Here is a 12,615-nt window from a genome sequence, read left to right as displayed (position 1 = left end):
TAATCACTCTCTTTATTCTTTTACCATTTCGATTGCATCGGAAGGACATTCGTTTGCACAAATTCCGCATCCTTTACAGTAATCGTAATCTATATCGTGTTGTTTGTTTACGCTGGAATCTGGACAAAATATTATGCAATTGTCGCAATCAATACATTTTTCTTTATCTAAAATAGGTTTAAATGTTCTCCAGCTTCCAGTTTTGTTATTTCTACTATTACCTGGGGTTTTAATTACACATCCTATACTTACCATAATATTCACCCTCTTATCCCATATCATAAGCTTTTTTAGTAGCTTCTACATTTAGCTCTCCGATTTTACCAGGGAATGTTTCCTTAATCACTTCTAAAAGTGAATCAATACTTACCGCTTGGGTTTTCTTAGCGAAATATCCTAAAATAATAGTATTTACAATGTTTCTGCCTAACATGTCTAATGCAATTCCAGTAGCGTCAATACTGTAGACTTCATGTTCTCCACTGCCTTCAAAGTCAGTGGTGTTGATTGTCACTTCAGTATTGTCTTTGATTCCTGAAAATACATCTACTACATTCAATAATCCGTCATCTAACACTAATACGTAGTCTGGATTATATACTTGATATCTTAAGTCAATTGGCTTATCATCAATTCTTGTGAAAGCCATAACCGGAGCTCCTCTACGTTCAACTCCAAAAAATGGAAAAGCTTGGGAATAATTGCCGTCTTTGAATGCTGCTTTTGCTAAGATTTCAGCAGCTGTTACAGCACCTTGTCCGCCTCTTCCATGAAAACGAATTTCGATCATTAATTTTTCCTCCATATATTTATCATGTATAATCATTATAAATTACAAAATATATAAATTTTATGTTAAATTTTTATTTTTGAATTATTTTGTTTAAAGTTTTTTGTTTTAATCTTTTATTTTTTCTTTATTTTTCTAATAACTCTTTCAACATTTTATTTATTTTTTTATACAGTTTTTACATCACTTTTTTAATAAAATAACAATTTTTAAGCAAATAATATTTTTCAAAAGATTAAATAATATTGACATTAATATAATAATATTGTAAAAAATTTGGTTGGGAAGTTTTATGAAAGTTCTAATAATTACAGGGGAATTGGCTTATCCTTTAATAAAAGAAGTGGTTGCAGATGTAAAAGATGATGTTATTGTTCACATTGCCGACAATACTCAGGTGGCTGCATTCTTAACGCCTAGACAAATTATTAAGGAAATCAAAAATTGTTTTTCTAATCAACTTGATGAAATTGACATGATTCTGGTTCCTGGCTTAATCAAAAAGGGCACCAAAGAAATTACAAAAGAACTGGGAATTCCAACTTTTAAGGGGTCCACAGATGGTGCAGACCTTGCAATGGTTCTTAATTTGGTTGGAAATATTGATCTATCAGAAGATAAGCCTGCAGATAAATTAATTGAGGAAGAAAAACGCAAAGAAGCATTCAAATTCATAGAAGAATTTGAAAACGATAAGGAAAATATAGAAAAACTTCTTGAAAAGCCAAATAATATTTTAATTAGAAATCTCCCTGTAGGTGAAGATTTCCCAATGAGAGTCCTTTCGGAAATTGCAAATGCCCCTTTCCTGTCAAAGGAGGCATTGATTAACAAATGCCAGTATTTCGTTGATTCCGGTGCCGACATGATTGATATAGGTATGGCGGCAGGTGAGGACTTCTCGGACAAGATTCCTGAACTGATTGAAACATTAAGGCCTATTGTTGGCGACAGGCCATTGAGCATAGATACATTGAACGCCAAAGAAATTGAAGTTGCTGCCGAATGCGGAATTGATTTTGTTTTAAGTTTGGACTTGGGTAACAATTCCGAAGTTAAGGACATTCTGATTGAAAAGAACATTCCTGCGGTTTTGCTTCCAACCAATTTTTCCCAAGGCAAATCACCTAAATCTCCGGCCGAAAGAGTTGAATCAATGCATCAGCTGATAAAGGATACGGAAGGATTGAAATATGTTGCGGATTTGATTTTGGACCCTGTAAACAGTTCAAGCATTGTCGAGTCAATCATCGCATGCCATGAATTCCACAAGCAAAACCCTGCGCCGATGTTTTTTGGTGTAGGTAATGTCACCGAGCTTATGGATGCCGATTCAGGGGGAGTAAATGTTCTTCTGGCGGGAATCGGTATGGAACTTGGCGTAAGTATATTATTCACTCCTGAAGAGAGCGGTAAAACAAGGGGAAGCGTTTATGAGTTGTCCACTGCATCCAAAATGATGTTTTTGGCAAAGCATAGAAAATCAATTCCGAAGGATTTGGGAATCAATCTTGTTGCCTTTAAGGATAAGCATAAAAGAAATGACATCATTGAAAATGAATTGGACGGCGTTCCTGAAACCAGACGTGAAAAACCGTTGAAGTTCATCAGGGATAAGGCCGGAAGTTTCAGAATCAACGTTGATTATGGAACCACTGTAAAGGACAGCAGAATCATTGCCACTCATTTCAAGAAAAACAAAGCGGATCTGGTTATAGTAGGTCAGTCTGCAAAAGAAGTATATGAAGAAATAATAATAAAAGATTTGGTATCCAGAATGGAACATGCTGCCTATTTGGGTTCTGAACTTCAAAAGGCAGAAATTGCCATGATTACCGGAAAAGAATATGTTCAGGATTTTGAATTGTTCAAAAATCCTGATGAATTTAAAAATTAGTTCTAATCAAAATCTCCGCTGTCAACAGCGCTTTCATCCTGTCCGGCTTGAGAGTCTGATCCTGATTCAACATTACTATCAGAAGCTGTGTCCTGACTTGTGGATTGCGTACTTTGGTCACTGGCTCCACCATTGCCACTATCACTAACACCGCTGCCGTCGCTGCTGCTTGTGTCTGTTCCAGGTGCGACTGCTCCAGTATCGCGAACTGAACTGTTAGTTGAATTTATGGTTGTATGGTTTGAAGGTGTAACGTTTGTCACATCATTACTTTTATTGAATGAAAGTCCAACACCAGTTACAACAATGTATGCTCCAATAGAAAGAACAATAATGATTAGTAATATTATAATTATCGCATTGTCTCTATCCATGAATTTTTTCCTCCTTCAATATAGTATATTTTAATTAATAGTTAATATATATTTAATTATACTACATAAAACTTATATTATTTCACGATATATTTATTTTAATAATGGATTATATGGAAGGTTAAAAACTTGCAAACTGAAAATATTACTATTAAGGACATTGACAAATTACTTTTAAATGCAGAATATGTTTCAAATAATGAGATATCAACAACAGTATATCTGTCACTGTTTCTGGGAAGGCCAATGCTTATTGAAGGGCCTCCCGGTGTCGGAAAAACAGAACTTGCAAAGGTAATCGCCAAATCATTTGAAAGAGACTTCTTCAGGATACAGTGTTATGAAGGAATAACATTTGAACAGATCGTCGGTGAATGGAATTATCAAAAGCAGTTGCTGCATCTTGAAGCTGCAAAAAACGATTCAAATAATGAAAGCAAAATTTTTGCCGAAGAATTTTTCATAAGAAGGCCTTTGCTTAATGCATTTTTAAATGAAAACAATTCTGTACTTTTAATAGATGAAATTGATAAGGCTGACGAAGAGGTTGAAAGTTTCCTGCTTCAGGCATTGGGAGAGAAGGAAATCACCATCAACGATTTGGGGACATTCCAACTTCAGAACGATTTGATTGTTATTTTAACTTCAAACTCACAAAGGTCATTGCTTGATGAAACCAAGGACAGATGCTTGTTTTTATATATTCCATACCCGTCAGTTGAAAGGGAAATTGAAATTGTCAAATCAAGGATACCTGAAGCCGATGAGGAAGTTGTTTCAACTGTTGTCAAGCTGGTTCATGATATACGTAATCTCAATCTCATGAAAAAGCCTTCCGTAAGGGGAACCATAGACTGGGTTCGTTCAGTCACCAATCTCGGAACCAAAAACATGGATGAATCACTTGAAAACAGTATTGGTGTTGCCATCAAAAATGAAAGTGATAAAAAAAGAGTCGTCAAGGATGTTTTAAGCAAAAGATAATATGATAAATAAAATTGCAAATTTATCGGCCCAGCTAAGGCAGGAAGGTCTGCCGGTAAGCATACGAAGCACTCAGGCGGCTGTTAAAATTCACATGGATTTGGGCGAAGCAGACAGGCAGCTTTTAAAAACTGCATTAATGGCAGTTTATGTAAAAGACAAGTATGACATTCCTAAATTCAATAAGGTTTTTGAAAAGATATTCAAAATTGAAATGGAACCTAAAAAAGCCCAAGAGCTAAATAAGGGAACTGCTTACAGGGGAAAAGGTCCAAAATCCAATAAGTATATTATTAAAAAACAGAACAATGCCTATCAAAAGGTCAGAAAAGAAAAAATCAACAACGAAAAGTTAAAAATGTTGTCAGGTCAGCCCCTTTTGGAGGAAGTTAAGAAGCTTGAAAGGGACGGCGAATTGATGAACAAGGATTTGACCAAATTGAACAGGTTTGATCCGAGAATGCTTGAAATATGTCAGAGACTTGGAAAAAGAATAGCCAATAAACGTTCCAGAAGAAAAGTCAAATCAAGCTCAAATAAAATAGACATGAGAAGAACCATCCGTGCAAACATGAAATACGGTGGAGTCCCTCTGGAGCTTGTAAGGGCAAAGCCAAGGCCGCACAAGAACGAACACCTGTTTCTGAATGACATAAGCGGATCATGCGAATGGATCAGCAGCTGGTTTTTCATGTTAATGTTTTCAGCCCAGACAGCATTTAAAAAATCAAGAACTTTCGAATTTGACAATAAGGTAATTGAAACCACACAGGCCCTAAAAGAGGAATATCTCATAGATTCATTCATTAAAGTCAAGGACATGCGGATAAAGAATATGATGGTTCACGGAACTTCAGACATGTATTCCGCATTTACAAAGTTCCAGAACATGGCCCATATAAACAACAAGTCATACGTAATTATTCTGTCTGACTGCAGAGACTGGGCCGGACCTAAGGTAAAAGGAGTCCCTGCCAGCGTGGAAGTAGTTGAAGAAATGGTGAGGGACGCTAAAAAGGTAATCATATTGAATCCTGAAGACAGGAACAAATGGGATGTTGTGGACAGCTGTGTTTCGTTGTATAGGGAGGCTGGAGCACAGGTATTTGAAGTTAATACCCTTAATCAATTAGCGCAATTTGTAGAACAGATGTAGGTAGTAAATATGCAATGCAGTAAATGTGGTAATCCTAAAGTAATTTATAAAAGAGAGCAATCCGGCCAGATATTGTGCAAGGACTGTTTTATAGAATCAATAGAAAAGAAAGCCATCAGAACAATCAAAAAGGAAAAGTTACTTGATAAAGGCGATAAGGTTCTGGTTGCGCTTTCAGGCGGAAAGGACAGCGTAACCACATTGGAAATATTGGACAGTTTCAGGCAACGCAACATTATAGACATATGTGCCGTAACTGTAGACGAGGGAATAGCCAACTACAGGCAGGACGGAGTTGATATAGCTATTCGCCATGCCGAAAGATTGGGCATCGAGCATAGGGTGGTTTCACTCAAGGAGGAATACGGAATTACTTTAGATGAAATCATGCAAAGGGAAAATCATAAAGGCTCCTGCACATACTGCGGCGTGTTTCGAAGAACAATCATCAACAAAGCGGCACGTGAAATGAAAGCCACCAAAATTGCAACAGGACACAATCTTGATGATGAAGTGCAGGGAATCATGATGAACTATCTTGAGGGAAACACTGACAATTTGACCAAATTGGGTCCTAAATCAGAATCAAAGGCAGAAGAGTTCACAACCAAAATCAAGCCATTAAGAGAAATTCCCGAACGTGAAATAGGCCTTTACGTCGTTGCAAAGGAATTGGAAGTTCACTTTGACAGCTGTCCGTATGCAATGCAGTCATTCAGGGGAGAGGTTTCAGAAGCCATCAACCAGCTTGCCGAAAAACACCCTACAATCAAATATTCAACATTAAGAGGATATGATAAAATAAAAAACATACTGAAAAATGAACTTAAAAAGGATTATTCACATGGAAGATGCAGAAGATGCGGCGAACCTGCCTCAAATGAATTATGTAAGGCATGTTCCTTTTTGGAAGAATTAGGATTGTGATAACATGAAATTTACTTTGAAATACAAACAGATAAATGAAGAAAGAGAAATTCCTGATGAAAATTACTCCATTAAAGATTTACTTGATGATTTGGAACTGTCCGCTCAAACAATCGTATCCAAGCAAAACGGCGAACTTGTCATTGAAGATACGGTAATTGAAGATGGTGATGAGATACAATTAGTTCAAATTATTTATGGTGGTTAAGTGAAAATAAGTTATGAATGCGGGCCATGTTTTTTAAGACAGGCTAGGGAAGCACTGGATTTATCAACAGATGATGAAGCGCTTAAAATGGAAGTCATAGGAGATATTTTCAAGTTTCTTTCTGAAAATTTTACCCCGGGAACCAATTCGAACAGTACAGGTTCTGCAATGCATGCATTAATCAAGCAAAAGACAGGCTGTGCAGATCCATATTATGCGGAAAAAATAGAAAGCAACAGGCTGGCCCTGAAATATTTGGATGATGTTAAAAAGATATTGGATGAGGATGACAGCTTAGAAAATTATGTGAAAATAGCTATCATAGGCAATATTCTTGATTTCGGAGCATTTACTCTGGATGATGATATTGAAAGCGTAATAAAGGATTCCCTCAAAAAGGATTTGGCTGTCAAGGACATCGATGAATTTGAAAATTCCCTTAAAACCCAGGATAAGGTACTGTATCTGGTGGACAACACCGGCGAGATAGTATTTGATAAGCTATTGCTTGGAAAAATAAAGGAATATGGCTTAGCCATTACAATAGCAGTTAAATCGGAGCCTATATTAAATGACGCATGCATGAAGGAAGCATTGGATGCAGGTTTGGATGAATTCGGAGAAATTGTTGAAATCGGTGCCGGAACTGTGGGTTACGTTGACAGCGAAATCTCAGATGAATTTAGGGAGATATTCAACAGTCATAAATTCATAATCTCAAAAGGCATGGGCAATTATGAGGGGCTAACAGAAATTGATTTATCAGATAAGGATATCTACTTTATGTTGTGTGCAAAATGCAATACAATTTCATGGGATATCGGTGTTAATTTACATGACATGCTTCTTTTCAAAAAATAATTAGCTGTGATTTTATGATAATAGGTTTTATAGGTTTTGGAAAGGTTTCCAAAATTCTTTTCAATTTATTGGATTCTGAAGATATTGTATGCATCACTTCGCCCGAGCAGAGGTCGGAAAAGACTATTGAAAGCATTAATGAGTCCGGCATTGAGGTTTTTGAATCCATAAAGGAAGTTGCAGCCGCATCTGATATTCTGATTTCGGCAACATCCCCTAAGTCAGCTTTGGACGTTGCCAGAAAATACGGCAAGTATTGCAGGGGAATTTATTTGGATTTGAATAATATTTCTCCGGATACCACTAATGAAATAAGCTCTCACATTGATAATCTGGTAGATGGGGCAATCATCGGCAAAATAGATTCAGACAATCCTATCTTATACATTTCCGGTGAAAATGCCGACGATTTACTATTTTTAAATGATTTCATCAAAACAAAAAAAATAAGCAGTAACGTCGGCGATGTAGCCACTTTAAAGATGCTTAGAAGCAGCTATACAAAAACCCTTTCAGCACTTTTGATTGAATCAAGTGAAATCGCCCAAAAACATGGTCTGGAAGAGGAATTCTTTGACATACTGACATTAACAGAAGGGGAAGATTTCACTCAAAAATCCCTTTCAAGAATTGACAATACACTGGCAAATTCCCAAAGAAAATGTGAGGAACTGGAAGAAATAATTAACTGCTTCAGAGATTGCGATTTGATAATGGTCAGGGCGGCACTTGAAAAACTCAACCGATAACCACTTCAACCTTAAAACCCTTTTTAGCTTTTTTTATGCTGCCGGTAACTGGAATAAAATGAGAATCCATAATATATCTTAAGTAAGTGACTTCAACCGCCGGAAGCCTTAGGTTTGTTTTGATCTTTTTGCCTTCACTTTTAAACTGAACAGAAATTTTGCCGTTTTTATCGACATATAAATCGGTAGCTATTCCCTCTTTTGTAATCTTTGTTTCGAATTTGGTTAAATTAAGGCCGGCTTCCAATCTCAAAGGCGCATCTACATTGATGTTTTGGCTCCTGAATTTTTCATTTGCCTGGCGGGCACTCACGCCCTTTTCGCCTTCGCTTGCAACATACCATGCCCTGTCAATAACCCTTTGGACCTTCTGATTATCCGGTATGACCCCCTGGGATTCGTAGCTTTTCATCAAATCCATGACCTCTTTTTTGGTGACTTCCATTTCAATTGCACTGATGGCAAGTCTTGTCATTACCGGTCCGTAATCTGATCTTCTAAAGACGGCCCAAATTGATTCGGGGTCTCTGTAAACCCTTCTTTTGATTATTTCATTAATTGTATTTCCATTGAGATAAGCTATTTTTTCAAGGTTTCCCCTGGAGTACGTATTCATTCTTTTGTAAATGTCACTCCAGTTTCTCTCTCCAGGGACTCTGCCGGCATCAATTTCGCGCTGCAGGATTTCAACAGTGGTTTCCGGAAGCAATTCTGCAATCTCGTCAGTGATTATCATGTCATTGTCAATTATTGACTGTCTGATTAGTCTGCCGGAATATTTGTCCTTATTGAATTCCTTCACGACATGATAGTCAAGTTTGGACCCGAGAAATTCATTTATGGCATACCATCTGATTTCATTCCTGTTTGTGTATGATTTCGGCATCCCCACAAAGTTTCCTTCATCAATGAACGGCTGTGCTTTTTTTCTGATTTCATCAAGTGAAATGCTTGCGGAAGTTATATAATCTGTTACTCCGTCATCTATCATCTGTTTTAGTCTGATTGGAACGCTGTATGACAGGACTAATCTGTGGTGAAGTCCTTCAAATGATTTTACATCGTCTGCTCCCAGAGCCAGTGCCATTTCACGGCGGGCTTCAAAATTCACAAAAAAAGGGGCGTGATTTGCACTGAAACCTTTATTTAGATATACCACTAATTTTTTATCTTCCTTATCAGCAAGTTTGCGAGCTTCGCTGATTAATTTTGCATGACCTTTATGAACGGGGTCAAAATCTGCGCTAATTCCAATCAAGATAAACACCAAAAAAAGAAATTAAGGATAGTTTAACCATCCATTAATTTTAAAATACCACTAATAATTAACCATAATCCGATTAATGTTCCGAGAATAATCGGATCTGCAACGTAAGTTCCAATAATAATATACAGTAAACCTAGTACGATACCTGCTATTCCAATATAAAATCCATATCTGGACTGGCGATTATTTACAAGGGAAACAAGTCCGACAACAATCAATGTTATTCCTGCAAGATAAAATGTTATCTGTGCTAAAACTCCGATTATGGCAACATTGAATATTAAACAGATACTCAGTATAAGCAACACGACTCCCAAAATCAAATCCAATATTGCTCCACTTTTATTATAGTCAATTATTGCAACTCCAACAACAAGCAGATAAATTGATATTAATAATAATGACAAACCGATTAATGCACCTGTTTTAATGAGTCCCATTACTGGAAATATGATAATTATCAATCCAAAAATTATGGCAAGTATGCTAATAAATTTAGTTTTCATTTTTTCCTCCTAATACTAATTAATATTTTTTAATATTTCAATATAATGGAATATGTTTTATCTCAACGGTAGAGTTATTCATGTCTGAATTGTTGACTTCAGCCAACCATTCGTTTTTGCATTCGCATTCATATTCTATTTTGCTTTGGGTTAGATTGTTGGCTATAATCATATGTTTCAAATCTTTGTTGCATTTTTTACAATTGTACGGGCCACGTCTTGAACCGAAACCTGATGTGTCCATAAGTGCAGGTATGTCAAGCTCATCTCTGACTGTATTTATTATTTCAATACATGACCAGATCCATGGCGGCTGATATGCTCCCTTTCTCCAAAAGCGCTCGATAACTGTTCCGCTGTGTATTGTTGCAGGGCAAAATGAAAGTCTGCTTACTCCAATTGAATCACAGTATCTTGCGGTTTCTATGGCTTCTGTGATTGCTTGTGATTCAGACACTAGAATAGGTTTAACGAAGATATATGCTTTTGATTTCAGATTATATCCTTTATTTTCTTTTAAGTTTTGCATCAATCTGACTGCATCTTCAAAGTCCTGACGTGTAAATCCCTTGTTGATCTTTTTAAGGCGGGTATAATCATTGGATGTTTCAAGACCGATACTCACTTCGAATAATGTGTCTCCAATTATTTCAAAAATTTCATCCAAAACTTCCTCTTTGACATATTCGGGTCTGGACTCAACGATTATTTCGGTAACGTTGCCCAATTCCATCAATGTCCTTAGGATTTCATCACGTGCATCCTTCGGAAGTTCATATGGATTTAGGAAACTTCCTGATGCAAACAGTTTCACAGAAATTTTATCCTCTTCGGATATGGGATGTCTTTGGAGGTGTTCATTAAAAATTCTTAAAATTGTTTCAGTATCGATTGGTTCTAATGTACAGTCAGAAACATAACTGCACATGGTGCATCCTCCACTGTCTCCGAGTGCCCATGCACAGCCGGGAGTGGGTAGTATTATAAATAATGTTTTGGCAACGCCATCGTAAGTCAAATCATCATTATACCAGCTGGCTCCCACCTGTTCGGGGGTTTTCGGGTCTTTTCGATCAAATGCTCTTTGTCTAATGTCTTTTGTTAAATTTTCGATTTCCATTATAATACCTGCAATAATATAATTATAATATTATATAATTAGGATTTTTTTATAATTAAAATTGTTGTTGAAAAATAGTATGTTGATAAGTTGTGTATAAGGGTTTAAAAAAATAAAAAAAGAAAGAGTAAGCAAGTTTAGAAACTTGCAATTACGTCTCCTAATAATTTAATGGATTCTTCTACGTTTTTACCAACAGGGGAACCTGCTACGTATTGAGTTACACCCATTTCAGCTAAGCCTTCAATTTTTGGAATGAACTCATCAGGAGTACCACATACGGAGAATGCGTCGAGTGCTTCATCGGTTACAGCACCAATAGCTCCACCGAAGTCACCTTTAGCTAAGAATTCACCCATTTGGGTGTTGAATCCGTCAGGTAATCCGTGTCTTTCTATAACTGGAGGTGGGGAACCTGCTGCAATAAATGCAACTACGATTTTAGCTGCGTTTTTAGCTGCGTCAGAGTCTGGTCCGATAGAGGTTGCTGTGTATGCACCAACATCGAATTCTTTGTCTCCAGCTTTTGCGAGACCTGCTTTGATCATAGGCATAGCTGCGTCGTAATCTTTAGGGTTGGATGCGTTAATTACCTTGTGCACCCATGTAAATAGGGATGTGTTCTTGGACAGCTTTTACTCCGCCTAATTGTGCTCCGCCTTCAGTTTTGTCTCCAGCTAATAAAGTATTAATGTCAGCGATTGCTGCTTTAATAGTGGATACAGGTTTGGTCCATTCGATTCCTAAAGCGTCGAAAGTAGCTTTGTCACCAGGTCCAATACCGAAGGTTGCTCTTCCTTCTGAGATTTCGTCAATGGTTGCGATTGCAGAAGCAGAGATTGCAGGACTTCTTACGTATGGGTTGGTTACACCAGGACCCATTTTAATGGTTTCAGTGTTAGCTGCAAGTAATGCTAAGGTTTCGTATACGTTTTTATTGTTGTAGTGGTCTGTGATCCATGCGTATTCAAAACCGACGTCTTCTGCTAATTTTACTAATTTTACAATTTCATCCAAAGGTTGATTTGGTACGAATTCTATACCGAACTTCATATTTTATCACCAATTAATATTTTAGTTAGCAATATATAAAGTAATTTTTATTTGAATTAGATAGAAAGTTTTAAATATGAATCATGTTTCGTGTTTCCATATGTTATAAAAAAATAACTAGTATTAAAAATTTTATTTTTTGTAATATTGGCATGTTTGGTGATCTTCTATGATTTTCCATAATAAATTTATTTTAATTTATCTTAACATGTGGGTTTATTTTTGTAATTAAAAATTATAATTGTATATTTTTCAATAAATGTCATTTATATCTATTTTTATTTGATTACATTATATTTTGCAATGTTTTTTAATTGAATTTGTTACTCAAACTTGTCTATCTATTAGATGTGCTATGTGTTTTATGGCGTTGGTTTAAGTCATATTGTATTTACAATTCTGACTATGATGACTGCTTTTCCGCATGTAGCTATAATTTATCATGTTTATCGTATTAATTAAATTATTAATATCATGAATGTGCTTTTTGTGAGTACTTGAGTTTCTTCAAGTATGATGTAAGTTTTGTAGATGTGGTGAAATTTGATTATAGAATCTTTTATATCAAATTTAATTAGTGTATTACACTCGTCTATATTTTTTTAGTGTACTTCAAAAATAGTACTGTTATGTGTTCAATTCTGTTTGATCCTGGCAGATGCTACTGCTATTGGGATTCGATTAAGCCATGCAAGTCGAACGAGTTTAGGCTCGTGGCGTACG

At 36.3% G+C, this 12,615-nt stretch carries 13 protein-coding genes, 1 rRNA gene and 1 pseudogene; 8 read left to right on the top strand and 7 right to left on the bottom strand.

Features of this window, described 5'->3' with window-relative positions; translation table 11 throughout:
- Positions 1-12: 12 nt before the first annotated feature.
- Positions 13-255, bottom strand: coding sequence for a pyruvate synthase subunit PorD (porD, locus tag QZU83_RS06915; protein WP_292752555.1), 243 nt, complete (start codon positions 253-255; stop codon positions 13-15).
- Between the two features lie 13 nt (positions 256-268).
- Entirely contained in the window at positions 269-790 is a 522-nt protein-coding gene (locus QZU83_RS06910; RefSeq protein WP_295610763.1) for a pyruvate ferredoxin oxidoreductase subunit gamma, read from the bottom strand.
- Between the two features lie 292 nt (positions 791-1,082).
- Between QZU83_RS06910 and QZU83_RS06905 the strand changes: the two genes are divergently transcribed.
- Positions 1,083-2,687 carry a dihydropteroate synthase-like protein gene (locus QZU83_RS06905; RefSeq protein ID WP_295610762.1) on the top strand — a complete coding sequence of 535 codons (1,605 nt, stop codon included), beginning with the start codon at positions 1,083-1,085 and terminating at the stop codon, positions 2,685-2,687.
- 2 nt (positions 2,688-2,689) lie between these two features.
- Here the strand turns inward: QZU83_RS06905 and QZU83_RS06900 are convergent, their stop codons facing one another.
- A complete protein-coding gene (locus tag QZU83_RS06900; RefSeq protein ID WP_295610760.1) occupies positions 2,690-3,061 on the bottom strand; it encodes a hypothetical protein in 372 nt (123 codons plus the stop codon).
- A 129-nt stretch (positions 3,062-3,190) separates the two neighbouring features.
- Between QZU83_RS06900 and QZU83_RS06895 the strand changes: the two genes are divergently transcribed.
- From QZU83_RS06895 to QZU83_RS06870, 6 genes are read left to right on the top strand one after another with little or no spacing between them, the layout of a single operon-like run.
- Positions 3,191-4,045 carry a MoxR family ATPase gene (locus tag QZU83_RS06895; protein ID WP_295610758.1) on the top strand — a complete coding sequence of 285 codons (855 nt, stop codon included), beginning with the start codon at positions 3,191-3,193 and terminating at the stop codon, positions 4,043-4,045.
- Between the two features lies 1 nt (position 4,046).
- Positions 4,047-5,201 carry a VWA domain-containing protein gene (locus QZU83_RS06890; RefSeq protein WP_295610756.1) on the top strand — a complete coding sequence of 385 codons (1,155 nt, stop codon included), beginning with the start codon at positions 4,047-4,049 and terminating at the stop codon, positions 5,199-5,201.
- Between the two features lie 9 nt (positions 5,202-5,210).
- The gene (locus QZU83_RS06885) at positions 5,211-6,128 is read left to right on the top strand and encodes a TIGR00269 family protein (protein WP_295610754.1); all 918 of its coding nucleotides are present in this window, start codon (positions 5,211-5,213) and stop codon (positions 6,126-6,128) included.
- Positions 6,129-6,132: 4 nt separating this feature from the next.
- The gene (locus QZU83_RS06880; protein WP_295610752.1) at positions 6,133-6,336 is read left to right on the top strand and encodes a MoaD/ThiS family protein; all 204 of its coding nucleotides are present in this window, start codon (positions 6,133-6,135) and stop codon (positions 6,334-6,336) included.
- Positions 6,337-7,197, top strand: coding sequence for a DUF89 domain-containing protein (locus tag QZU83_RS06875; RefSeq protein WP_295610751.1), 861 nt, complete (start codon positions 6,337-6,339; stop codon positions 7,195-7,197).
- A gap of 14 nt (positions 7,198-7,211) precedes the next feature.
- Positions 7,212-7,946, top strand: coding sequence for an NAD(P)-dependent oxidoreductase (locus tag QZU83_RS06870; RefSeq protein ID WP_295610749.1), 735 nt, complete (start codon positions 7,212-7,214; stop codon positions 7,944-7,946).
- Here QZU83_RS06870 and QZU83_RS06865 read toward each other — a convergent pair.
- The 4 genes and pseudogenes from QZU83_RS06865 to mer form a co-directional block, all read right to left on the bottom strand.
- Positions 7,936-9,213 (bottom strand): adenylyltransferase/cytidyltransferase family protein, encoded by a 1,278-nt coding sequence (locus QZU83_RS06865; RefSeq protein WP_295610747.1) that lies wholly within the window; start codon positions 9,211-9,213, stop codon positions 7,936-7,938. The genes QZU83_RS06870 and QZU83_RS06865 overlap by 11 nt on opposite strands.
- Positions 9,214-9,236: 23 nt before the next feature.
- Entirely contained in the window at positions 9,237-9,719 is a 483-nt protein-coding gene (locus QZU83_RS06860) for a DUF308 domain-containing protein (protein WP_295610745.1), read from the bottom strand.
- Positions 9,720-9,756: 37 nt separating this feature from the next.
- Positions 9,757-10,839 carry an archaeosine biosynthesis radical SAM protein RaSEA gene (locus QZU83_RS06855; RefSeq protein ID WP_295610743.1) on the bottom strand — a complete coding sequence of 361 codons (1,083 nt, stop codon included), beginning with the start codon at positions 10,837-10,839 and terminating at the stop codon, positions 9,757-9,759.
- 137 nt (positions 10,840-10,976) lie between these two features.
- Positions 10,977-11,892, bottom strand: a pseudogene (gene mer, locus QZU83_RS06850) (5,10-methylenetetrahydromethanopterin reductase).
- Positions 11,893-12,530: 638 nt separating this feature from the next.
- On the opposite strand from mer, the gene QZU83_RS06845 reads away from it, so the two are divergent.
- Positions 12,531-12,615: ribosomal RNA gene (locus QZU83_RS06845) — 16S ribosomal RNA — on the top strand; the annotation flags it as partial.

The organism is uncultured Methanobrevibacter sp., from assembly GCF_902771435.1.
In the GTDB taxonomy this organism is placed as follows: domain Archaea; phylum Methanobacteriota; class Methanobacteria; order Methanobacteriales; family Methanobacteriaceae; genus Methanocatella.
Note: the sequence above shows the minus strand (reverse complement) of the source record. Positions and strands in the feature narration are given on the sequence as shown.

Excerpts from the sequence above, each read along its gene's own strand:
- QZU83_RS06855 (WP_295610743.1), bottom strand. The coding sequence starts at position 10,839 with ATGGAAATCGAAAATTTAACAAAAGACATTAGACAAAGAGCATTTGAT.
- QZU83_RS06890 (WP_295610756.1), top strand. The coding sequence starts at position 4,047 with ATGATAAATAAAATTGCAAATTTATCGGCCCAGCTAAGGCAGGAAGGT.
- QZU83_RS06900 (WP_295610760.1), bottom strand. The coding sequence starts at position 3,061 with ATGGATAGAGACAATGCGATAATTATAATATTACTAATCATTATTGTT.
- porD (WP_292752555.1), bottom strand. The coding sequence starts at position 255 with ATGGTAAGTATAGGATGTGTAATTAAAACCCCAGGTAATAGTAGAAAT.
- QZU83_RS06860 (WP_295610745.1), bottom strand. The coding sequence starts at position 9,719 with ATGAAAACTAAATTTATTAGCATACTTGCCATAATTTTTGGATTGATA.
- QZU83_RS06880 (WP_295610752.1), top strand. The coding sequence starts at position 6,133 with ATGAAATTTACTTTGAAATACAAACAGATAAATGAAGAAAGAGAAATT.
- QZU83_RS06885 (WP_295610754.1), top strand. The coding sequence starts at position 5,211 with ATGCAATGCAGTAAATGTGGTAATCCTAAAGTAATTTATAAAAGAGAG.
- QZU83_RS06870 (WP_295610749.1), top strand. The coding sequence starts at position 7,212 with ATGATAATAGGTTTTATAGGTTTTGGAAAGGTTTCCAAAATTCTTTTC.
- QZU83_RS06905 (WP_295610762.1), top strand. The coding sequence starts at position 1,083 with ATGAAAGTTCTAATAATTACAGGGGAATTGGCTTATCCTTTAATAAAA.
- QZU83_RS06910 (WP_295610763.1), bottom strand. The coding sequence starts at position 790 with ATGATCGAAATTCGTTTTCATGGAAGAGGCGGACAAGGTGCTGTAACA.